Origin of the sequence: Lyngbya sp. PCC 8106 (assembly GCF_000169095.1) — a bacterium.
Classification (GTDB): domain Bacteria; phylum Cyanobacteriota; class Cyanobacteriia; order Cyanobacteriales; family Microcoleaceae; genus Capilliphycus.
This window is the reverse complement of the sequence record NZ_AAVU01000071.1, coordinates 1-22,565: the sequence shown is the minus strand read 5'-3', so window position 1 is coordinate 22,565 and position 22,565 is coordinate 1. Positions and strand designations below refer to the sequence as shown.

At 45.8% G+C, this 22,565-nt stretch carries 15 protein-coding genes and 2 pseudogenes; 5 read left to right on the top strand and 12 right to left on the bottom strand.

Going from position 1 to position 22,565, the window contains the following annotated elements; all coding sequences use genetic code 11:
• Positions 1-65: 65 nt before the first annotated feature.
• The 9 genes and pseudogenes from L8106_RS27680 to L8106_RS27655 all read right to left on the bottom strand — a co-directional run bounded on the left by L8106_RS27680 (position 66) and on the right by L8106_RS27655 (position 16,800).
• A complete protein-coding gene (locus L8106_RS27680; RefSeq protein WP_369749732.1) occupies positions 66-4,802 on the bottom strand; it encodes an Ig-like domain-containing protein in 4,737 nt (1,578 codons plus the stop codon).
• On the bottom strand, positions 4,760-4,912 hold the full coding sequence (locus L8106_RS34035; protein ID WP_232228604.1) for a hypothetical protein: 153 nt from the start codon (positions 4,910-4,912) through the stop codon (positions 4,760-4,762). Before L8106_RS34035 ends, L8106_RS27680 begins: the two co-directional genes overlap by 43 nt.
• 94 nt (positions 4,913-5,006) lie before the next feature.
• Positions 5,007-5,936: pseudogene (locus L8106_RS34690) on the bottom strand (FG-GAP-like repeat-containing protein); the annotation flags it as partial.
• Positions 5,894-6,022, bottom strand: coding sequence for a hypothetical protein (locus L8106_RS34295; protein ID WP_255348901.1), 129 nt, complete (start codon positions 6,020-6,022; stop codon positions 5,894-5,896). The pseudogene L8106_RS34690 and the gene L8106_RS34295, both read right to left, overlap by 43 nt.
• A gap of 385 nt (positions 6,023-6,407) precedes the next feature.
• Complete coding sequence (locus tag L8106_RS27675) at positions 6,408-10,610, bottom strand: response regulator (RefSeq protein WP_009787873.1); 4,203 nt, start codon at positions 10,608-10,610, stop codon at positions 6,408-6,410.
• A gap of 88 nt (positions 10,611-10,698) precedes the next feature.
• On the bottom strand, positions 10,699-14,175 hold the full coding sequence (locus L8106_RS27670) for a methyl-accepting chemotaxis protein (RefSeq protein ID WP_009787872.1): 3,477 nt from the start codon (positions 14,173-14,175) through the stop codon (positions 10,699-10,701).
• 256 nt (positions 14,176-14,431) lie between these two features.
• Complete coding sequence (locus L8106_RS27665; RefSeq protein WP_009787871.1) at positions 14,432-14,959, bottom strand: chemotaxis protein CheW; 528 nt, start codon at positions 14,957-14,959, stop codon at positions 14,432-14,434.
• An 11-nt stretch (positions 14,960-14,970) separates the two neighbouring features.
• Positions 14,971-15,336: a response regulator transcription factor gene (locus L8106_RS27660; protein ID WP_039897442.1), complete on the bottom strand. Its 366-nt coding sequence runs from the start codon at positions 15,334-15,336 to the stop codon at positions 14,971-14,973.
• A gap of 237 nt (positions 15,337-15,573) precedes the next feature.
• The gene (locus tag L8106_RS27655) at positions 15,574-16,800 is read right to left on the bottom strand and encodes a response regulator (RefSeq protein WP_009787869.1); all 1,227 of its coding nucleotides are present in this window, start codon (positions 16,798-16,800) and stop codon (positions 15,574-15,576) included.
• An 844-nt stretch (positions 16,801-17,644) separates the two neighbouring features.
• On the opposite strand from L8106_RS27655, the gene hmpF reads away from it, so the two are divergent.
• The 4 genes from hmpF (at position 17,645) to psb34 (ending at position 21,006) form a co-directional block, all read left to right on the top strand.
• Positions 17,645-19,384: a pilus motility taxis protein HmpF gene (hmpF, locus tag L8106_RS27650; protein WP_039897440.1), complete on the top strand. Its 1,740-nt coding sequence runs from the start codon at positions 17,645-17,647 to the stop codon at positions 19,382-19,384.
• 19 nt (positions 19,385-19,403) lie between these two features.
• Positions 19,404-19,652 carry a regulatory protein SipA gene (gene sipA / locus L8106_RS27645; RefSeq protein WP_009787866.1) on the top strand — a complete coding sequence of 83 codons (249 nt, stop codon included), beginning with the start codon at positions 19,404-19,406 and terminating at the stop codon, positions 19,650-19,652.
• Positions 19,653-19,874: 222 nt separating this feature from the next.
• A complete protein-coding gene (locus L8106_RS27640) occupies positions 19,875-20,705 on the top strand; it encodes a thiazole synthase (protein WP_009787865.1) in 831 nt (276 codons plus the stop codon).
• 127 nt (positions 20,706-20,832) lie between these two features.
• Complete coding sequence (gene psb34, locus L8106_RS32675) at positions 20,833-21,006, top strand: photosystem II assembly protein Psb34 (RefSeq protein WP_009787864.1); 174 nt, start codon at positions 20,833-20,835, stop codon at positions 21,004-21,006.
• Positions 21,007-21,175: 169 nt separating this feature from the next.
• Here the strand turns inward: psb34 and L8106_RS27635 are convergent, their stop codons facing one another.
• The 3 genes and pseudogenes from L8106_RS27635 to tnpA form a co-directional block, all read right to left on the bottom strand.
• A complete protein-coding gene (locus tag L8106_RS27635) occupies positions 21,176-21,511 on the bottom strand; it encodes a XisI protein (protein ID WP_009787863.1) in 336 nt (111 codons plus the stop codon).
• Positions 21,499-21,651 (bottom strand): annotated as a pseudogene (locus L8106_RS34685) (element excision factor XisH family protein); the annotation flags it as partial. The gene L8106_RS27635 and the pseudogene L8106_RS34685, both read right to left, overlap by 13 nt.
• Before the next feature lie 98 nt (positions 21,652-21,749).
• Positions 21,750-22,154, bottom strand: a complete 405-nt coding sequence (gene tnpA / locus L8106_RS27630; protein ID WP_009782306.1) for an IS200/IS605 family transposase — start codon at positions 22,152-22,154, stop codon at positions 21,750-21,752.
• A gap of 54 nt (positions 22,155-22,208) precedes the next feature.
• Here tnpA and L8106_RS27625 point away from each other — a divergent pair.
• Positions 22,209-22,565, top strand: a 357-nt coding sequence (locus L8106_RS27625; protein ID WP_009787097.1) for a helix-turn-helix domain-containing protein, incomplete at its 3' end; no start/stop codon positions are given.

Sequence of the window (22,565 nt, the reverse complement as noted above, 5' to 3'; positions counted from 1 at the left end):
CCATCTTACCTTATGTTGTCATCTCCCCCGATTTTTTTCACTCTCCTAATTGCTGAAAGGTAAATTTAGATTTCGTTGATAGACTGATATTCTGTAACGGCTAAAGTAGTGAGGTCAACTACTTGAGCATTTTCCAGGATAGCGATAGTTTCACCATTGAGGACAAGATCAGTGGTATTAGCCTCTGGGTCTAGAAGAAACTCTATTTCTTCTAGACTAAAACCTACTATGGCAAGTGCGTCTTCATTGCTAAAGTCGGTGATGGTATTGACTCCTGACCCGGCAGTTAAGACAAAGCGATCGCCACCTTGACCACCAGTGAGAGTATTATTACCCTGCCCACCATAGAGTAGATCTTCACTCTGGCCACCATCTAGCAAGTCGTTGCCCTCCCCACCAATGAGGGTATCTTTTCCTTTGTCACCATTGATGATATCGTTTCCTGAACCTCCGTGGAGGAGGTCATCATCTTTACCACCGTATATGATATCGTTGCCTGTACCACCAGAGAGTACATCATTACTTTGGTTGCCACTAAGGAAGTCATCTCCTTTTCCACCGTGGAGTTCGTCGTTGCCATTATTATCTTTTTTGGCATCACTGCTGCCACCGTATATTATATCGTTACCATTGTCTCCCATGAGGACATCATCACCTTGGTCTCCAAATATGACATCAGCATTTTTGCCTCCGTAAGCTGTATCTAGACCTTTGCCTGCATAAACAATATCTTGATTTTGACTGGCATTGATCATATCGTTGCCAGGGCCACCAAAAATCAGATCATTATCGTTGCTGGAAGTGGGGCTAGGAGTTTGACTATTTTGGAGTTGGTCAGAATTGGGTGTACCACCAATTATAACATCGCTACCTTCCATACCACTGAGGTTATCCTTACCTTCGTTACCATAGATGGCATCAGGGTTTTTAGTGCCAATAAAGTTGTCGTTTTCAGAGGTCAGAATAAAGGTGTTTTGTTCTGAAATGATCTTGGTAGCTGCGAGGAAGTCTACTATGGGTGGTATGGGTTCGGCGGGAATGAAAAGTATGGGTTTTTCAGACCCTGCTATGGGGGTAAATGTAGGGATATCATCTATGAATGGATTAGTATTTGATCCGGTATTAGTGTCCGGTGTTGGTTCTGGCTCTGGAGTTGGCTCTGGCTCTGGAGTTGGCTCTGGCTCTGGAGTTGGCTCTGGCTCTGGAGTTGGCTCTGGTGTTGGTTCCGGCTCCGGAGTTGGTTCGGCGTTGGCAACCTCGATACCAAAGCTGGTACTGGCGCTTTCACCATCGCCATCGGTGGCCGTGACTGTTACTTGTGCGCTGCCGCCGTTGGTGGCACTGCCGCTGATAACTCCTGTTTCGGGGTCGATGCTTAAGCCATCTGGTAGTCCTTCGGCGCTGTAGGTTAGACTGTCGCCGTCGGGGTCGCTGAAGCTAGAAGATGTGTCTAAGGAGAACTCTTCCCCTTCTACTACTCCCCGTTGGTTGGGGATGTCTTCGCCTACTTCTGGGGTTTGGTTGACGTCGGGTTCGGGAGTTGGTTCGGGTTCGGGAGTTGGTTCGGGTTCGGGAGTTGGTTCGGGAGTTGGTTCGATATCGTTATCGGTATTAGTTACCGCGACATCGGCAACAACGATACCATCGTAGTTGGCATCGCTGCTGGTAGCGGTTGTTTCTAACGTAAAGCTGACATCCCCATCTACTTCGGCATCGTCTACTCCCGTGACTGTTACTGTTTGGGCAACGTTCCAGTTAGCGGCGGTGAAGGTGATGCTGCTGACATCGACTGTGCCTTCCGTCGCGTCGCTAGAAGCTACTGCTACTACTACGTCGTCGGTGGGCTGAGTGTTTAAGACGACATCAAAGGTCGCTGCCGTGCCATCTTCGCTGGTGGTAAGGCTGGCGGGGGAGATGTTGATGCCTGGTGTGGTTTCGTCAACGTCGGTTACGGTGACGCTAATAGTTTGCACGTCGGTGCCGCCGTTGCCATCGTCGGCGGTGACTTCCAACTCGTAAACGTTATCCCCGTCGGTATCCCCAGGTATCTCGAAGTCGGGGGCGGCGAGAAAGGTTACTTCACCAGTGGCGGCATCGATGTTAAATAATGCGCTGTCTGCACCGCCACTAATAGAAGAAGTTGGCACGTCGCCGTCAACGTCGGTGGAAGTTACCGTAGTTACTGCAGTCGTGTTTTCCGCGACGCTGGCGGTGTTGGCAGAAGTTATGGTTGGCGCGTCGTTAACTGCAATGGTTAAGCTGCTGGCCGTAGAAGTCGTAGAAGTATTTCCGACTGCATCGGTAGCTGTGGCAGTGAAGTTGTAAGTGCCATCAGATATGGCTGGGGTCAATGTCCAGTTACCCGTAGCGTCAGCCGTTGCTGTACCGATACTTGTGCCATCTTGGAATATCTCTACCACACTGTTTGCTTCTGCTGTGCCAACAATTTCCCCATTGGTTGTGCCAGTGGTGGCGATCGTGGGTACTGTTGGTGAGGTAGCATCTACGGTTAAGCTGCTAGCCGTAGAAGCCGTAGAAGTATTTCCGGCTGCATCGGTAGCTGTGGCAGTGAAGTTGTAAGTGCCATCAGATATGGCTGGGGTCAATGTCCAGTTACCCGTGGCGTCAGCCGTTGCTGTACCGATACTTGTGCCATCTTGGAATATCTCTACCACACTGTTGGCTTCTGCTGTGCCAACAATTTCCCCATTGGTTGTGCCAGTGGTGGCGATCATGGGTACTGTTGGTAAGGTAGCATCTACGGTTAAGCTGCTAGCCGTAGAAGTCGTAGAAGTATTTCCGGCTGCATCGGTAGCTGTGGCAGTGAAGTTGTAAGTGCCATCAGGTATGGCTGTAGCTGGGGTCAATGTCCAGTTACCCGTAGCGTCCGCCGTTGCTGTACCAATACTTGTGCCATCTTGGAATATCTCTACCACACTGTTGGCTTCTGCTGTGCCAACAATTTCCCCATTGGTTGTGCCAGTGGTGGCGATCGTGGGTACTGCTGGTAAGGTAGCATCTACGGTTAAGCTGCTAGCCGTAGAAGTTGTAGAAGTATTTCCGACTGCATCGGTAGCTGTGGCAGTGAAGTTGTAAGTGCCATCAGGTATGGCTGTAGCTGGGGTCAATGTCCAGTTACCCGTAGCGTCCGCCGTTGCTGTACCAATACTTGTGCCATCTTGGAATATCTCTACCACACTGTTGGCTTCTGCTGTGCCAACAATTTCCCCATTGGTTGTGCCAGTGGTGGCGATCGTGGGTACTGCTGGTAAGGTAGCATCTACGGTTAAGCTGCTAGCCGTAGAAGTCGTAGAAGTATTTCCGGCTGCATCGGTAGCTGTGGCAGTGAAGTTGTAAGTGCCATCAGGTATGGCTGGGGTCAATGTCCAGTTACCCGTAGCGTCCGCCGTTGCTGTACCAATACTTGTGCCATCTTGGAATATCTCTACCACACTGTTGGCTTCTGCTGTGCCAACAATTTCCCCATTGGTTGTGCCAGTGGTGGCGATCGTGGGTACTGCTGGTAAGGTAGCATCTACGGTTAAGCTGCTAGCCGTAGAAGTTGTAGAAGTATTTCCGGCTGCATCGGTAGCTGTGGCAGTGAAGTTGTAAGTGCCATCAGGTATGGCTGTAGTCAATGTCCAGTTACCCGTAGCGTCCGCCGTTGCTGTACCAATACTTGTGCCATCTTGGAATATCTCTACCACACTGTTGGCTTCTGCTGTGCCAACAATTTCCCCATTGGTTGTGCCAGTGGTGGCGATCGTGGGTACTGCTGGTGCAATGCCATCAATAACTATGTCTTTGCTGCCACCGAGGGAACTGGGTGTAGCTAAAGCAGGGAGGGTTAAATCGGCATTATCAAGCGTCCCCCCATTCAATTCCAAAGCAGTGGTGGAGAGATACTCCAAGTCGGTGGCACTGTCCCCGGCTTGGACTACATAGTTAAAAGTTAGGGTGGTGGTGCCACTCCCACTATCGTAAGTAGCATATTGGTCGGTAGTGCCGGTTTCTAGTTGTAGGCGAGGAGTGCCAGTCACATCCACCGCTTGGTCAAAGGTGACGGTGATGGCGATGGTGTCCCCTGCTTTGTAGCTACCATCAGCAGTGGTGGCGGTGACGGTGGTAATGGTGGCTATGGGGGTGTCGTTCTCGAAGTACAAAATATTGCCGTCTCTTTCCCCAATAAAGGCATCCAAGTCCCCATCCCCGTCAACATCGGCAAAGGTGGGGGTGCTGTTGTAACCCACATCGAAGCCATTTAATGGGTTGGCCGCACCGGTTATTTCTGTAAAGGTGCCGCCGTCGTTCTCGAAGTAATTTATATTGCCGTCAAATTCCCCAATAAAGGCATCCAAGTCCCCATCCCCGTCAACATCGGCAAGGGTGGGGGTGCTTGAGAAACCCACATCAACGCCATTAAATGGGTTGGCCGCACCGGTTATTTCTGTAAAGGTGCCGCCGTCGTTCTCGAAGTAATTGATATTGCCGTCTCTTTCCCCAATAAAGGCATCCAAGTCCCCATCCCCGTCAACATCGGCAAGGGTGGGGGTGCTTGAGAAACCCACATCAACGCCATTAAATGGGTTGGCCGCACCGGTTATTTCTGTAAAGGTGCCGCCGTCGTTCTCGAAGTAATTGATATTGCCGAGAGATTCCCCAATAAAGGCATCCAAGTCCCCATCCCCGTCAACATCGGCAAAGGTGGGGCTGCTGTTGGAACCCACATCAACGCCATTTAATGGGTTGGCCGCACCGGTTATTTCTGTAAAGGTGCCGCCGTCGTTCTCGAAGTAATTGATATTGCCGTAATATTGCCCAATAAAGGCATCCAAGTCCCCATCCCCGTCAACATCGGCAAAGGTGGGGCTGCTGTATCCCACATCAACGCCATTAAATGGGTTGGCCGCACCGGTCTGTTCGGTGAAGTTGGGGTCTTTGGGTTCGGCGATGTACTGCACTGCGGTACCGGTGCCTCCTACTAGGTAGTCGGTACTTGCACTTACATCTAACGTCACTTTGATATTTTCCGATACTTCCGGCACTCCGTCGTCTATAGGAGCGATATCGATATTGGCGGTGGTATCACCTGCGGGGATAGTTACGCTTCCCGATAATGCCGCGTAGTCCGTTCCAGAGGTTGCGGTGCTATCGGCGCTTACCGTATAGGTAATAGTTACATCCGCAGCCTGGGCCGCGTCCAGGGTGACGACGAAATTGCCGTTGGTCGGGCCATCTTCGCTGGGTATGACCCCTGGGGTAATGGTGGCTATGGGGGTGTCGTTCTCGAAGTAATTGATAGTGCCGTCTCTTTCCCCAATAAAGGCATCCAAGTCCCCATCCCCGTCAACATCGGCAAAGGTGGGGCTGCTGTCGGAACCCACATCGAAGCCATTTAATGGGTTGGCCGCACCGGTTATTTCTGTAAAGGTGCCGCCGTCGTTCTCGAAGTAATTGATATTGCCGTCAAATTCCCCAATAAAGGCATCCAAGTCCCCATCCCCGTCAACATCGGCAAGGGTGGGGGTGCTTGCGGAACCCACATCGAAGCCATTAAATGGGTTGGCCGCACCGGTTATTTCTGTAAAGGTGCCGCCGTCGTTCTCGAAGTAATTGATATTGCCGTCTCTTTCCCCAATAAAGGCATCCAAGTCCCCATCCCCGTCAACATCGGCAAGGGTGGGGGTGCTTGAGAAACCCACATCAACGCCATTAAATGGGTTGGCCGCACCGGTTATTTCTGTAAAGGTGCCGCCGTCGTTCTGGAAGTAAAAAATATTGCCGAAAGATTGCCCAATAAAGGCATCCAAGTCCCCATCCCCGTCAACATCGGCAAGGGTGGGGGTGCTGTTGAAACCCACATCGAAGCCATTTAATGGGTTGGCCGCACCGGTTATTTCTGTAAAGGTGCCGCCGTCGTTCTCGAAGTAATTGATATTGCCGTAATTGTCCCCAATAAAGGCATCCAAGTCCCCATCCCCGTCAACATCGGCAAAGGTGGGGGTGCTGTTGGAACCCACATCGAAGGTATTTAATGGGTTGGCCGCGCCGGTTATTTCTGTAAAAATTATAGCCATGTTTTTTCTTTTTGGTTAGTTTGAGTATTTTGGCTCGATTATTAAAATCTGGACTTAGGCATTATTGTTGGAAAAATGGACTTATGAGATTGCTATCCTGACGGACTGCTCCGCAAACGCTGTCCCTCGCAATGACAGAAATGGGCCTTTTTGCGTAGGTTCTACTATTAAAGCCGCGATTAAAAAGTTTTGTTTCCTTGCTTAACATAATGCTACAGATCTTTTTCCCCATCTCCCCACCTCCCCATCAATCATATGTAGCAAATATTTAAGTATTTCATATTAATTCGAGTGTAACCTATCAAAATCAAAGTTCCACTTTTTTTTCAACTACGAGGACGCAGCCATATTTGTCGGCTTCCCAACCACTTCTCCGCGCAACATTCGTCCCGCTGCTTCCAGTAATTGTTCTTCGAGATAAGGCTTGGTAAAATACCCTCTCGCCCCTAATTGATAAGCCATCTGGCGGTGTCGATCCGCACCCCGAGAAGTCAACATCGCGATCGGTAAATCAATCAAAGCCGGATCTTTCTGCATCCGAGATAATAACTCCAGCCCATCCATCCGAGGCATTTCAATATCACAGAAAACCAAATCACAAGGTAAACCCGACTTCAGTTTTTCCCAAGCTTCTTTACCATCTCGCGCTTCTTCGACTCGATAACCCGATTTCTCAAACGTAATCGATAATAGACTTCGCACCGTAATCGAATCATCAACAATCAATACCGTCGGTTGAGTCTTCTGAGGTTGCTGTTCAGTCGGCGCCGAAATCCCCGATGGCCAAGGACTAGCTTCCTTACGAATCCGACCCATTGCCAAATCAATCAGTTCTAGCACATCAGCGATCGCCACAATCTGACCATCCCCCAAAACAGTTGCACCCGCCACACCCACAGGCTTCGGCACAGGCCCTTCGAGCTGTTTAATCACAATTTCTTGTTCAGCTAACACCTGATCCACGACCACCGCCAAATGAGTTCCCGCCGATCGCAACACAATCACCGAGATCATATCCTCCTCAGTATTCGTCCCATAAACATTCCCCCGTCCCAAATGCCGTTTATAAGTCAGCAACTCTCGCAAATGCCGACAAGCCAGCAACGAACCCCGCCATTCCAAAGCCTGTGTACCATCGCTCATCGTCTGAATTTGCTCCCGAGGAATATCAATCATCTCCTCAACCCCATCCATCGGAAACGCAATTCGAGCGCGATCGCTAATGCAGCACAACGCCCGTGAAATACTCATATTCAACGGCAGACGAATGGTAAACGTCGTTCCCTTACCCAAAGTCGAATCGGTGGTAATCGTGCCTCTAATCTCATTTAAACTGGTTCGCACCACATCCATCCCCACACCACGACCCGCATACTCATCGGCTTGGTCTTTCATACTAAAACCCGGATGGAACAGCAAATCATAAACATCCAAATTCGACATCGTAGCGGCTCGTTCCGGTGTCACCAGTCCTTTACGAATTGCCTTTTCCTTCACCCGCTTGACATCAATTCCCGCCCCATCATCAGAGATCGCAATCACGGTTTGATTCCCCTGGTGAAAGACTTTAATCGCAATCCGACCATTAGCAGACTTTCCCGCCGCTACCCGCACATTTTGAGGTTCAATCCCATGCGTAATCGCATTATTAACCAAATGAATTAGCGGATCATGCAATTTACCCAACAACATCTTGTCAATTAAAGTCTCTCGACCTTCGACATAAAGTTCCGCCTGTTTACCACACTTAATCGAAATATCCCGCACCGGACGCGCCAATCGATCCGCTTCTTGAGCGAAAGGTTCCATTCTCGCTTTTGTCAACCCTTCCTCTAGCTGAGTTGTCACCTGTCGTAATTGACGACTGACTTGATCGGCTTCTTCGACCAAAAATTCAATATCAGCCGCTGACTCTCGAACTCGCACCACCAACTCAATAATTTCTTGAGACAAGGTATGGAAAGGTGTAAACCGATCTAACTCCGTAGAATCAAAATCATCATCATACAACCGTGCAATCGAATCATAACCCCGATTTTTTTGTTGATCATCTGAATTGCTACGAGGAGTATTCCACACCGAACTTTTGCGCCCCGACAGCAACGAAATTTCTAATAGACTTCGTTCATAAAAATCCTGCATTCGCTGTCCAACATCACTTAACAGCGACACTTGATCGAGCAAATTATCCAAAAACTGTCGCATCCGTTCTTGATCTTGCTCTAAGCTATTACGATTAACGACCAATTCACCCATTAAGTTACTCAGATTATCGAGTTGCTTGACAGGAACTTTCGCCGTTTGTTCAAAAACACGCTGAGATTTTGCCGTACCCCGTTGTCGCAATCCACCGCCCCCGGTTCCGGCAGGCCCTTCGTCACCGCCCAATAATCTTTCAAGGTCAGCAAACTCGTTATCTTCTTCTTCAAAATCATCTTCTTCCTCGTCGTCTGAGTCCATCTCCTCTTGAGCTTCTAACAAAGCATCAAGATCAGAAAATAAACTATCTTCTGCGATGATCAGTTCTGCTTCTGTGTTACTGTCATGCTCAGAACTTCCGTCATCTGTATCTTGATGGAGTAACAGTTCTAAATCATCAAAATCTGTCGTCCCAGACGTTTGAGAAGCCGTCACTGTTTCGACAGGGGCTGTTTGCGACTCGGCGTTATCTGTTTCTTCGTCAAGATTTTCAAATAAGTCACTAAACAAATTGTCAGAATCCATTGAAGACTCCTCTGAGGAAGTCATCGGTTGTGAAACAGATATCGTCCTCGAAGTTGTCGGAATTTGGGGAGTTGAATGGAAAGACTTATTTTCTGTTTCTTCGTCCCCACTAATCAGATATTCAAACCAGTCTGAATGATCATCATCAGAAACAACGGCAGAATAACTCTCCTGAATAAACTGTGGTGTTGAGGCAGAAAACACTTCAGCTTGAGAAGCCTCAAATAAATCCTCAAAACTGAGATTTTCTAATTCTAAATCTGATAGAGTCGTGTTGTTCGGTTGGCTAGAAGTTGATCGAGATTGAGCATCCTTTCCCAAACGATTTGTTGTGCCGATATTGAGCAAATCATCAAAATCCGTCGTTTTTAAATCAATGTTTACGGGGGGTTTTCCTCCTGAAGAAAAACCCGGTGGTTGAGGTGATATATTAGTTTGAGCAGATTGAGTTTGAGGCGAACTGCTGTCAGCATCTTGTTCGTCTGAGTCCGAACCAAACAAATCTAAAAAGTCGTAATCTAGATTTGGATTCGTTCCTCGATCTTCGGAAGACCCTAATTCTGATGATTGGATGCGATATTCTTTTTGCCAATCGCGGTCAATCGAGTGATCTCCTTCAAATAAATCGGCAAGACTTTTTAATTCTTCTGCTGCAATCTCTGGACCTTTAGGGGTGGGTTTAAAAGCATCCATTGTTGATTGAGAAGCCGACCAATTTTCTAAGAAAGAGAGATCAATATCTTCGTCTTCTGAGACAGTTTCCGAAAATTGATCAGCCATTTTAGCGGTCTGTGAAGGTGAAGATCTATTCTGATCGTCTAGAGCGTTTTCTCCCTTCGTATCAATAGATGATGATGTTTTTTGAGTCGTAGAACTTTCTGAGTTGCGGTTAACTACAGTTGAGTTAGTGGGTGAAGTGCTAGACTTTGGTAATAGAGTTTTGAGAACAGAACTTACCTCAATTTCATCTTCTCGATTTTCAAGTACCAACTCCTGAGCTTTTTTAATCGCTTTAATGGTGATGGGAGCCAGTGTAGAATAAGTATTTTCCGGATGAGAGATCACTCGTTCTACTGTCACAAAAAACTTTGACCAGTGAGACAGCTCAAAAGTTTCTCCCGCTCGTGCTAAACTCCGACAAATTTCGCTCAAAGCTTTACGGCTAGAAGCATTTTCTGTTTGTCTAAAAAGTTGCAACATTTCCCGCAGTTGATCGGGAACGTCACTCCTAAAAAACAACTCTTTGGCACTATTTTCTGGAGGCTTAGAAGCTGTAGCTTTTACCGTTTCTAGGTTAATACTGGTTGTCGTCGCAGAAGTTGGGGAAATAACCGTCGGTTGAGTTAAAATCAGTTCAGTCAGAACCACTTCATGTTGTCGTGCTAACACCTCAAGCTGAGAGTTGAGGCGATCAAAAGTCGGCCCAATTTTTTGAAGTTGATTTTGAGCCAATTCATCGGTTAATCCATAGGGACTCGATAACCCCTCAATTAAAGCTTTCAGAGTATCAGAAACCGCTAAAAAGGATGATTCTAGGTCTTGTTCAACCTCTACCCGAGACTGAGCTTGAATTTTTTCGAGGATTTTAAAGCTATCTTCTAAGCGATGAGCCGTTGTTTGAATACTGGTTAATCCTAACATTGCCGCTCCCCCTTTGACCGAGTGAGCCGCCCGATACACTTCATAAAGCAGGTCAGGATCTTCGAGCGTAGACTGTAATTTTAACAATCCTTGTTCGATCGTATCGAGGTGATCTTGTGCTTCTTCAATAAAGTATCCCAGGATGCGTTGTTGTTGTTCAGCTTGCATAGTTCGTGATTAAAAATAAAGGATTTTAAAGATTGAGAAGCTGAGGAGTTTAGGATTTCCTTTTGCCGATTCTCAGTTCCCTCTGTTTTTATTTTCGCTCAGATGGATCAACTCGGAACCTTTCTACAGAAGTCAGTAGATCTCGGGCAACACCGACGAGGTTACTCAAGGCATTAGAAACTCGGTGGGCTTCTTGAGACGTTTCTTGAGCGCTATGTTCAACCGCTTGCATAACTTGTGCTACCGCCCGAGCCGTTTCGTTTTGTTCAACGGTATCGGCTGTAATTGAACGGACTAAAACATCAATGCGGTTTGTGACTTGAATAATATTGTCGAGAGATTGCTTGGCTTTTTCGGCGAGTCGGGTACCATCGATGACCTGTTGGTTTCCTTCTTCCATTGCCATCATTACAGAGTTGGTCTGACTCTGAATTTGCATCACAATTTGTTCAATATCTTTGAGGGATTTAGCGCTACGATCGGCCAGTTGTCGAACTTCATCGGCCACAATCGCGAACCCTCGTCCTGCTTCTCCCGCCCTGGCTGCTTCAATACTGGCGTTTAAAGCCAATAAGTTGGTTCGTGAAGCAATTGTCGAAATGATCGCGACAATTTTAGAAATCTCTTGAGACGATTCTGCTAACCGTTTCACCTCACGGGTGGTTTCAGCCACAGTTTCGCGAATCTTCAAAATCCCGGCTACCGTCATCTGAACCGCTTCTCCGCCTCGTGTTGCTACGTCTGCTGCGGTTCTCGCCACTTCTTCGGCTTCTCGCGCACTATCGGCAACCCGTTGAATCGCATCGGTTAGCACTTGTACTGAGTTGAGGGTGGCGGCTAATTCTTCGGCTTGTCGCAGCGCATCTCCGGCGACATCTTTAGCAAAAGTCGCACTATCAGTCGCCCCTTTACTCACCTGACGTGCTGCCTGTTTGACTTGTACAACGATTTCTCGGAGATTTTGAATGGTTAAGTTAAATGAGTCGGCAACCGCCCCTAAGACGTCGGCCGTGACTTCTGCCGTGACGGTTAAATCGCCTCGGGCTGCTCCTTCTACGTCATCGAGTAAGCGAATCACTTGTCGTTGTAGATTTTCTTTGGCTTCTTCTTGTTCTTCGGCTTTGCGTTGAGCTTCGACTGTGGTGGTTTCGATAAACTGAGCCATGCGGTTAAATTTTGCCGACATTTGACCCAACTCGTCGATCGCATAGACCGTTGCCCTGGCTTTTAAGTTGTTGCGAGAGATGGAATCAAATTGATGTTGTAGATCTTGAGAGGCTTTTGACATTTGTCGAGAGGCAATATTACCCAAGCCCCAAGCGCTCAAAAAGCTGGTGACTCCCGCCACCATTGTCACAATCCAACCTGACGTTCTCAGGGAATTAACCACTTCTCGTTTTTGGTTGAGAGCGGCGGTCTGTGTGATGATGTTTGTTGCTGTCGCCACTAAAATCAGAGTCGCAACTCCTGTCCCGATAGCAGTATAGAGAAACTTAACTTTAAAGGTTTTATTTTCCAGAAAAGCAAACGCCCCTTGTTCGACAGTAACCGCTGCTTCCGCTGGATCATCAATCTGAGAGGTAAAAGTCGTCACTACTTCTTGATCGAGAGGAACATTAAACAGTTCGTCATTGCTAATTGCGGAGTTATCTCGATCTAAAGCGCTGCTGGCAGTGACGGTAAAATCACTATCAACTTCTTCGTTAAAGCCGGAGGAGTCAGAAATAAACGCCGCTTCTTCTTCTCGGGTTGCTTCAAAGTCTGGGAGGTTCCCTAAATCATCAAACTCATCAAAATTATCCAAAAAGTCATCTTCATCGAGGTTGGAAGACGTGGTGCTGAGATCTTCGTTGAAGTCTTCTGACTCTGTAAATCCATCGGAGAACTCATCCTCTGGGACGTGACTTGTCCCATTGGCATCGGAGAAATCTGCCTCCTCTGCAAATGTTTCATCATCAAAGGCATCTAAGCCAAAACTATCGGGAATCTCGCTGGCATCAAACATCTCCTCATGCTCGGTGTTGCCATTGTTGACAGAAGATCCATTCGACCAAGAGGATTGATTGAAAAATGAGGGAGTGTGCGCCTCGTCGTCATCGCTTTCTAGGTCAGGATCTGCGCTAAAATCGTCGAGTGTAAATCCCGACTGAGCATCTAACTGAAAATCATCCTCGGTTGAGCCGGATGGCTCCATGAGTAAGGTTTCAGCTTCTGCATCTCCCCCGTGCAATTCTTCGTCGAATTCTTCTATTTCTTCTGTTGGAGGAATATAGCTTTTACCATTGGCTTGTTCGGTGAGTGTAGCGGAGGTTGTTGCCGGCTGATCTGATGAACTGAAGTGCAAATCATCAGAGATGTCTTCGTTTTCGGAGTCCGGGGCAAACTGTAGGGATTGAAAGATATCATCTAAATCGGAGTTGAATTCGTCGAGATCGATGCCTTCGGCGTTTTCTGAAACATCGCGAGTTGTCGAGTGGGCAACAGTCGGCTGAGTTTGAGGGCGACCATTTTTTTGAGTGGCAACCTTGGAAGCGGGTTCGTCGTCCTCAAAATCGCCAAGTTCCATGATGTCATCGATCTCGAATGCTTCCTCAGAATCGGTTTCGGAAGTTTCGGACTGAGGAAGGGTGTCATAATTTTCAGGGGGTTCTTCTGCTAGAAAATTACCCGACCAATCTTCATCCGGTTGTCGGATTTCCTGTTCTACCGAGTCGGAGATTTGTTCGTCATCAAGCTCGAAGGGATCGGATTCGAGTTGAGTGGCGATCGCATCTTCATCGATCTGATCACTCAATCCCTCACCCCCTTGAGCAAAGGGATTTTCAGCCGTTATCGGGTTGGGGTTGAGCATTTCCTGTTGGGATTCGGAGTCCAGGTTGCCACTGTTCATTAAGTCCTCGAACTGCAAATCCCCACTGAGATCTTCTAGATCTAAGTCGTCATCAGACAGATCAATACTGATTTCATTGAGGTCTTCTTCTGCCTCTATACCCCCTGCTTGTCGTTGAGATTTAGACAGATCAACCTTATCTAAATCAATTTCTGCATTCAGGGGAGAGGAGTCCAAGTCGGAGACGGAGAGTTCTTCTAATTCGTCTAAATTCAGTTCAGAGTCGAGTTGAGTTTCGGAGTGGTTGGCGAACTGATCGAGGTCAGCATGACTAATGGCCGTTTCAGCCATCAGTTCTTCGTCTTCGAGTTGAGTGTCGGCTGTACCAAGATCATCAGGATCATCGAGAGCGATATCTGATCCGAGATCACCACTGACAGCATAGGCGGCGGAGTCGGCTATATATTGATCCGCTTGGGTCATCGCCTCATGAGCCTGGTCGATCAGTTCGGGGTCGTCGGTCAGCTCTAATACGGCAAAATACTGTTCTCGAGCCACCTCAAACTGCTGTAACCCATAACCATAGATGTAGCCGCACAGTAACCGAGCGGATGGATCTTCGGGATAATTTTCAACTAACTGATAGACTAATGCTGCCGCTTCTTCATAATTTCCTTGGTTATAAGCGGCTTCTGTTTGTTGATACTCTTGCAGGAAGTCTGTACTTGCTTGCATTACCTAATTCCCCTTTCCGTTTTTTTTAGTTCTTTATGGCTTAATGTTTTAGCGTCTCAAATTTAGTCTTTTATTTAGTTGAAGTCGGTTTGGCGGTTTGAGAGGGCTTATTATTGACTATTTTATTTTTTATTTTGATCGATTGTTTGATTACAGATTCCTAAGGGGTTGTACTAGGTGAAAGTTGAAAATGAGATCAGTCTTCATATTCGAGATTGTCTTTTCAATGGAGTTGATCAGGTTGAACCGTTAATGTTTAAGCCGCTCCCCATCGGGCTGAACGCACAACGGTAATTTGATCAAGAATTCGCAGGGGGTCTTTATTCTCACCCATCTGACATTCTCCTTTGATAAACGGTGCCATGGTATCCGGGACTTGATTGGGCATTTTCATCTGTTCGATATCGAGCCAAACAATATCACCGATTTTCTCGACCGCTAAACCCAAAATCGTATCGTGGTCTTCAACTGCAATCACCGGAATCTCCGTGCGATCAGTATTAAGAGGGATTTGATCTCCGAGAAATTGACCGAGATCAGCAACCCAAACCACTCGACCTCGAATATTCAGTGTTCCTAAAAGTAAGGGAGAAATATTCGGAATCGGAGTCATTCTATCCGGCGACTGGGAAAGCACTTCTTTGATTCCAATTGCCGATAATGCCAGTTCCATCCCTGAAGGTAGATAAAATCGCAAGTGAGGTTCTCCCTCAGGAGTCTCTAGTTCTTGAAACTCAGGGCTGTCTGGACTTTGGCCTGTTAAAAAGTCAGGATTACCGACCATAGGATCAATACTCAACCTCGCAGTAATTGTTTGACAGTTCCGACCAGTTCAGTCGGTTGAAAGGGTTTAGCGATATAAGCATCTGCTCCTTGTTTCATCCCCCAGTAACGGTCAAACTCTTCTCCCTTAGAAGAACACATAACAACTGCAATGCTCTGAGTTTTGGGATCAGACTTTAAACGCCGACACAATTCATATCCATTCATGCGAGGCATAACAATGTCAAGAACCACCAAATCCGGACAATGTTTCTGCACTTGTTCTAGGGCTTCAACACCATCACTTGCTACCGTTACGTGTAAGCCACTGTCTTTGAGGAGATTTGAGATCATCTCCCGTTGTGTGACACTGTCTTCTACGACCATAACTGTACTCATACTGTCTGACTGAATTCCTGGGTTTAGGGTTAACGGGCGGTCATGGAGAAGCGGGAGAGAGTGTATCCGACGATCAATTGAGGTTAGCCCTCGCGCCGAGGAAGGCACTCCGGTTTCAGACCAAACGGTTAATTACGACTATGCTTGAAGAATACTCTAATATAGTATTGTTTGATTCAAGTATACCCAAAAACGTTTAATAATTTTAAGCTCAAAAGGATCAATACATCCCCGCTATTACTCAAAGCTATCTTCAATTTCGTCGGCTAACAACCGTTCAGATGGCAGTCGATTCGGATCTCCTTGACCGACATAAGTTTCTACCAATGTCAATAATTCACTTTCCCCAAAGGGTTTAGTCAGATAATCTGTCGCTCGCACCATTCGGGCTCGGAGTCGATCAATAAATCCATCAATCCCGGTTAACATTACGATGGGGGTTTGGCGAAAGGCAGTAGAGTTCCGCAGCATTGCACAGATTTCATAACCATTAAGTTCGGGCATAGCAATATCACATAAAATCAAATCCGGTTTGAGTTGAAAAACCAAACTGAGTGCTTTGAGGGGATGACTGATTGCTGTCGCTTCATAACCTTGTAGATCGAGAATGGATTCTACTGTTTCGCGGATCACAACATCATCATCAATACAGACAATTCGCGGAACTTTTTTAGACAGATCAAGCTGATTTTGAGCCGGAGATTCACTTTTTGAGGTCGGATGTAACACTTGCACCAGTCCCTGTTGTACAAAAGGATACATCGCTTTGGTCACGGTCACAATATCTCGGTTCAAATAGCGAGCAATTTGCCGAAAGGTTGTGTCTCCATTGGCCCAACGGTTCAGGGTGTCAAAAGCATTCGGACGTAATGTCTGCTGTAATTTCTCCGGGTCAGGAATGAGTGGACATTGATTGGGAGATTGAATATGAGGATGAAATGTTTTCCACTCTTGGACTTGCTTCATAATCTTCGCCAAGAGAGAACTAATCTCTAAGGTCGTTAACTGCGGAGCGAGGGGAGCGCCCATTTCAAAACTAAACGAACCCTGGTGCAAACTCAGTAGATCAAACAGGGTTTCATAAACCATCCCATGAATAATACTGCGAGCTTGGGCTGGTGTAATTAGATTTTTCTCTAATAAAGCCCAGAGGTAGCCGTATTCAGGAGCATTCACCGAAGCAATTGAAGGAACTTCAATCTGATCGAGGGCGTTATCAGCCTGAAAACGACGTAGGTAATCGCGCAAGCGGGACAAACTATCTTCGCTCTGACCTGCATAAATAATGCGACCATTAAAGCAAAAAACCAACCAGCACGGCCCTCCCAATTGAGGACGACGCTTACCCCCGGTTGTACTAGACGTGGGGCTATAAGCCTCTACCATAAGTTCTCCGGTTCGCTGACCTAGCTCAATCAGTTGCAGAATACTGCGGATATCAATCTCACTTAAAGAGCCTTGCATGCAGCAAGTGGCCTCCTTATCACCGTTGAATTCTATGTACATCCTCTCACACCAACCGCTTCGGAAATTGGTGTAAACTCTCCTTCTACTGAGATCGGTTCCGAAAGCCGTGACTCACTTCCGACTCTGCTGACGAACAACCGCAAGCTGAATCAACATAGGAAACTTCGTCTAATTCACGGGAAATAGTCCGGTAGAGTGGAAGCCCCGTGTCTTTAGACCGGGGAGGAAACTCGACACGAGCGGTTTTAACCGCCTGTAAAAAAAATAATGGGGGTATGGTTGCCCCCAACACCCATTTCTAGGGTAATGTTTGCCTCGCATAAGTTATCGGTCGGTACTTTCCACAACACACTGTCTTACCCCTCGTAGGACTGTTTAATGCTGTGGTTCTAGAGCCGGAGACTGGCCACGCATCTCAGGCTCGGAACTTTAACTCTTGCCGATAACGTAGCCCTCAAGGGACTTAGGCGGGTACTAGCTACCTAAAAAGAGAAGCATGATGCCCCGTCTCTTTAGAGCGGGGTGCTGACTCGCGCTCTAACTCTCGCTATAATTTTTTAATTGAACAGGAGAGAATTTTCAGGCGAGATCATCAATCTTGTCGGCAATTCTTGCACTCAAGCTGAGACAATCACTTACTGACACTCATCCACTTTACACTGACATACCGCTCGTGAACGCAATTTGGTAAGATTTCAGAATGTATATCCTGAGGAAATGTTCTGGTGGCTATTAGCGGTAGAGTAAAATTGAGCAGGAACACCGATCTATCGATCCACGATTGAGACTGAATAATTTCTGTCTGTCGATTCTACTTAAACACCTCACGAGGACGATCACCGTGCTGTATTTAGCGGAAGTACAAAAGCAGAGAAGCTTTGGCTTGGGGAGCGGTCGAGCTGAACTCAAATTGCTGGCGTGTCAGCGAGGAGAGAACAACTGGAGCGCTGTTACGGGTGATGAGGTGATTCCCGCAGAAGATGCTAATAACTTCAAAGACGGGGCTTTAGTCTTAGTAGACCTCAATAACAACAAACACGTTCAACGCATTCAAGACGCGGCTCGACAGTTGGTGAGTATTCTCCAAGATTTCTCTCGCTTACAAGACAAGTTCAAAACTCAACAAGAGGAAATTGAACAGTGGAAAGAGTCTCTGACTTATCAAAGTCAAGAACTTAATCGTCGTGAAATGGAAATGGAGGCGCAACGCGAACAACTCGAACAGCTAGAAGGAGAGTTTGAACGCCTCGAACAGCAACGCCAAGAAGTTGACTCTGCACGGGAAGAAAGCGAACGACTTCGCTCTGAGTTAGAGCAATCACAGGCTGAAATTGGTCAAACTCGTGAACAATTGCAACACCAAATGCAGCAGCTTGAAGAACGACAAGCGGGTTTACAAGCGGCTCCCACTCTCAGCAACGAACACTCTCAACAACTTCAGTCTTTGTTGGCTCAACTCTCGACTCCGGTGACTCTTGATGCTTTGCAAAGCCAGCTTCAACAATCAACTGAACGTCTAGAAGCTGGACACTCCACTTTACAACACCATTGGCAACAGCTTCAAGAAAAACAAACGTCTGCCGAGCAGTTGCAACAACAAGTTGATCAAGCTCGTGACTCTCTCCAAACTCAATGGCAACAATGGTATGATTCTCAAGACGCTCTGACTCATACCCAATCCCAACTTCATGCTCAACAAGCTCAATTAACGGCGAAACAAGAGTTAGCTCAAAGCTGGCAATCTCAAATTCAAAGTCGCCAAACGTTGTTAGCTCAACTGGAAAAATTAGCGGCTCAGTTTGATGATATCAATAGTGTGGGGGTGATTGTTAATGTTCCGGCTTTAGAAGCGATGCCGATTAACCAACTTCAGCAGGAGGTTGAAAAACTCCAACAAGAATGGGATCGTTGGTTTAATATGCTCACAGAGCAAGAAGATGAGTTGAAATATAAGCGAGAAGAAATTGAAGAACTTCAACAAAAACTGACCCATTCTAGCGAGGGCGAACGTTCTCGGATTGAAAGTGAATTGACGGATGAACATGATGCCTATGAGATGTTAAATCGGACTCTAAGCGGGCAACGTCGCACCCTCAGAGAACGAGAAGCGATTTTAATTCAGCATCAGGCGGTATTATTAAAGCGTCAAGGTGTACCTGCGAATGCTCAGACCGATGGCCCTGTTAATTTTGAGCGGGTTTTATCGAGTTTAAAGGCTCAAGCACAGGAACAACAGCAAAAATTACAAGACCTCGAAGCTGAAATTTCTCAAATTCAAACCACGATTCAACAAACCGAAGAAACCGTTAACCAGCAAACCAACGAACAACAACAAAAACGTCAAAAACTTGAAGCTGAAGAACAGAGTTGGCGCGAACAATATAAAGCCGTTTCTCAACTCTGGGGAGGTGTAAATTTGTATCAGCAAATGTTACAACCGATTCAAGATCATTGGAATGAACTCAAACAACAAATTGAAACCACAACAACAGAATTAAACCAACTTCATCAAACCCGTCAAGAACAATCTCAACAAATTGAACAGTTACAACAAATTGTTTCTAATTTAATTTCTGCTTAAATTTGACAATCATAAAAGTATGAAAAAAGAGTTTGAAATTCATCAAAAAGTACGAATTATCGGCATTCCAGAGTACATTAAAACAGCGGAACCGATGCCCATGTTGCGCCCTCCTAACGTGGTTAAACTCGGAGAAGAAGGAACTATTCTTGATCGACGTCCGGGCGGGTATTGGGGTGTTCGTTTTGAAAAAGGAGCCTTTTTAATGGAGAGTCAATACCTAGAAGCCATTGACTCACCTGAATCTAATCCGTCTCCAGAATCGTGATCTGATTGTAGATTGGGGTTGATCGGGAGGTTGGGCGGTTGGGAGAAAGAAAAAAGTTCTGAGTTCTGAGTTCTGCCTGTTGTGGCATTATTATTTAAGTTTAATAGAAAATCAATGCACATTCGCTTAATATTTTCACTCACAATAATTGATTCCCAATCGTACAATAAGAACTAGGTGAAAAATCAACATCTACTGGAAAAATAAAGGAAACGCTCTTTAATGCAAACACTCAATAAACCCCTACAACAACAAGAGATAGACAAGCCATTAACCATTGCTGGAAAAAGCTTTAACTCTCGCCTGATGACTGGAACAGGTAAATATCGTACTCTAGAACAAATGCAGCAAAGCATCCTGGCGAGTGGATGTGAAATTGTCACAGTCGCAGTTCGACGAGTTCAAACTCAAGCCCCTGGACACGAAGGACTTGCAGAAGCCATTGACTGGACAAAAATTTGGATGCTTCCCAACACCGCAGGCTGTCAAAATGCAGAAGACGCCATTCGAGTCGCCCGGTTGGGACGGGAGATGGCAAAATTATTAGGACAGGAAGACAACAATTTTGTCAAGTTAGAAGTTATCCCAGATCCCAAATATCTGTTACCTGATCCTTTTGGCACCTTAGAAGCCGCAGAACAATTGGTAAAAGAAGGGTTTGCAGTGCTTCCCTATATTAACGCTGATCCGTTAGTTGCCAAACGTTTAGAAGAAATTGGCTGTGCGACAGTCATGCCTTTGGGTTCTCCCATTGGTTCGGGACAGGGAGTTAAAAACGCTGCCAATATCCAGATTATCATCGATAACGCTAAGGTTCCCGTTGTGGTGGATGCGGGTATTGGAACGCCTAGCGAAGCCGCAACAGCGATGGAAATGGGAGCGGATGCGTTATTAATTAATTCGGCGATCGCTCTAGCCGGACAGCCTGCTATGATGGCACAAGCGATGGGAATGGCAACACAGGCGGGTCGTTTGGCGTATCTATCGGGACGGATTCCCATTAAAAATTATGCCACAGCTTCTTCTCCGGTGACGGGAACGATTAGCTCTTGAGTCTTGTGATCTAAAGTTCTCAGAGGTTCCCTACCCAGGGGAACCCACAAGTATACCTAAAGTTATTTAACTATGGGCAAATTTTTGTTACTCTAGACTAAATTAGATGAAACGAGGACATTAATTTATGCCTTATACAACCGAAGAAGGTGGACGCCTAAACAACTTTGCCGTTGAACCCAAAGTTTATACTGCTGAACCTCCGAACAAAAATCAAGTCCGCAATTATATCATTTTAGGATCTTTAGGTATTGCTTTAATTGTTGGTTTAATCGTTGTCGCTGTTGGAGTTTCTGGTTAACAAAAGAAAAGATTTTTTAGCATCGTTCTTTAAATTAAATTAGGCGTTCTTAACTGATCCAGGTGTTTGAAAGTTCAGATACCTGGTTTGTTTTATAGTGCTTCGCAGTGGGAACAATTTACAGTGACCCGTGAATTGTTCACTTTCCTCGTAAGTCATTTAAAAACACTTAAGCCACTGTAAATCCTGTTAACTCCCTATATTCTGGGCGATAAAATCCTAATACAATATCCTCTTTGGGTATACCTAAATCTAAGAGTTCTTGAGTAATACCTTCTTCTGTTCCATCGTACTCGACCCAAATTTTTTGATTATGAATTCGCAGATGAAACACAACGGCATGAACTCGACCTGTTCGATCCCAGCCTAAATCAATGAGGAGATAATTATCTTTAATGGTATCACAGAGAGGTAACGTTTCAATTTTTCCATGACTGGGAATATATTCGGCATGACGTTTAACAACAGTTTGAATGATTTGCCGATACTGTTCTATCTGAGCCATTGCACAATTTCCTCCAAACTGGGGTCAAATATTAGAAATGTAATCTGATGGTCATCTACAATTTCTTGTATAGCAGGTCTTTGGAAAAAATCTTGATAAATATCTTGAGCAACTGCCAAATGTAATTCTCGTTCTGGATTGACTCGTCTGAGCTAATGGCGACAGCCCCGCGTTCTATCGAAGATGAACGTCGGGAAGGATAGCCCGACAAATTAAGGACTCGATGTCCGAAATTTTGTCAATTAGGAGTTTTTTGATTCTCAACATATTCTTTTAATTGTGAAACAGTTACACCTCCGCAACTAGCAATAAAATATGATTCATTCCATAAAACTGACTTTCTATAAACATCAGCTAATTCTGGAAATTCAGTTCTTAAACGACGACTGGTTATAGATTTTAAGTTACCTACAAACTTAGGTAATTCTAATTGTGGGTAATATTGGAAAAGCAAATGAATGTGGTCTGTTTCCCCATTAACTTCAATCATCTGACAATCCCATTTACGGCGTTCCCATATGATGGTTTGAAGTCGCTCTATTATAGCTCCTGTAAACACTTTACGTCGATACTTAGTTGTCAAAACCAAGTGGGCTTTTAAGTCTGATATTGCTCTCCCGCTAGAGACAAAATCATCTTTCATGTTGTCACCGTGCCTGTTTTATGTTACAGTCATTGTAACAGGTCGAGGTTTACCATGATAATTTCTTACCAATATCGTTTAAAACCTAATTACGAACAACGTTGTCGTCTCAACAGTTGGCTAGAAAAATTAAGGTGTCAGTACAATTATTTGTTAGCTGATAGATTTGATTGGTGGGAAAACAACAGAAATTACGTTAATTCTTGTCCTTTAGTTTGTAGTATTGCTGAACCTAGAGAACAACCAGAATACTATAAACAAAAAAGATCCCTTGTTCAATTAAAACAAGAGCGACCTTGGTATAAAGACATCCATGCTCATGTTTTGCAAGATATGGTCAAACGAGTCGATCTAGCTTTTAGTCGTTATATCAAGGGAGATAAAAATGGAAAACGTAGCGGTAAGCCTCGA

Coding starts and splice junctions, on each gene's coding strand:
- L8106_RS34295 (WP_255348901.1), bottom strand. CDS start 6,022: ATGTGGGTTCCAACAGCACCCCCACCTTTGCCGATGTTGACGGGGATG.
- L8106_RS27675 (WP_009787873.1), bottom strand. CDS start 10,610: ATGCAAGCTGAACAACAACAACGCATCCTGGGATACTTTATTGAAGAA.
- L8106_RS27670 (WP_009787872.1), bottom strand. CDS start 14,175: ATGCAAGCAAGTACAGACTTCCTGCAAGAGTATCAACAAACAGAAGCC.
- L8106_RS27665 (WP_009787871.1), bottom strand. CDS start 14,959: ATGGTCGGTAATCCTGACTTTTTAACAGGCCAAAGTCCAGACAGCCCT.
- L8106_RS27660 (WP_039897442.1), bottom strand. CDS start 15,336: ATGAGTACAGTTATGGTCGTAGAAGACAGTGTCACACAACGGGAGATG.
- L8106_RS27655 (WP_009787869.1), bottom strand. CDS start 16,800: ATGCAAGGCTCTTTAAGTGAGATTGATATCCGCAGTATTCTGCAACTG.
- sipA (WP_009787866.1), top strand. CDS start 19,404: ATGAAAAAAGAGTTTGAAATTCATCAAAAAGTACGAATTATCGGCATT.
- L8106_RS27640 (WP_009787865.1), top strand. CDS start 19,875: ATGCAAACACTCAATAAACCCCTACAACAACAAGAGATAGACAAGCCA.
- psb34 (WP_009787864.1), top strand. CDS start 20,833: ATGCCTTATACAACCGAAGAAGGTGGACGCCTAAACAACTTTGCCGTT.
- L8106_RS27635 (WP_009787863.1), bottom strand. CDS start 21,511: ATGGCTCAGATAGAACAGTATCGGCAAATCATTCAAACTGTTGTTAAA.
- tnpA (WP_009782306.1), bottom strand. CDS start 22,154: ATGAAAGATGATTTTGTCTCTAGCGGGAGAGCAATATCAGACTTAAAA.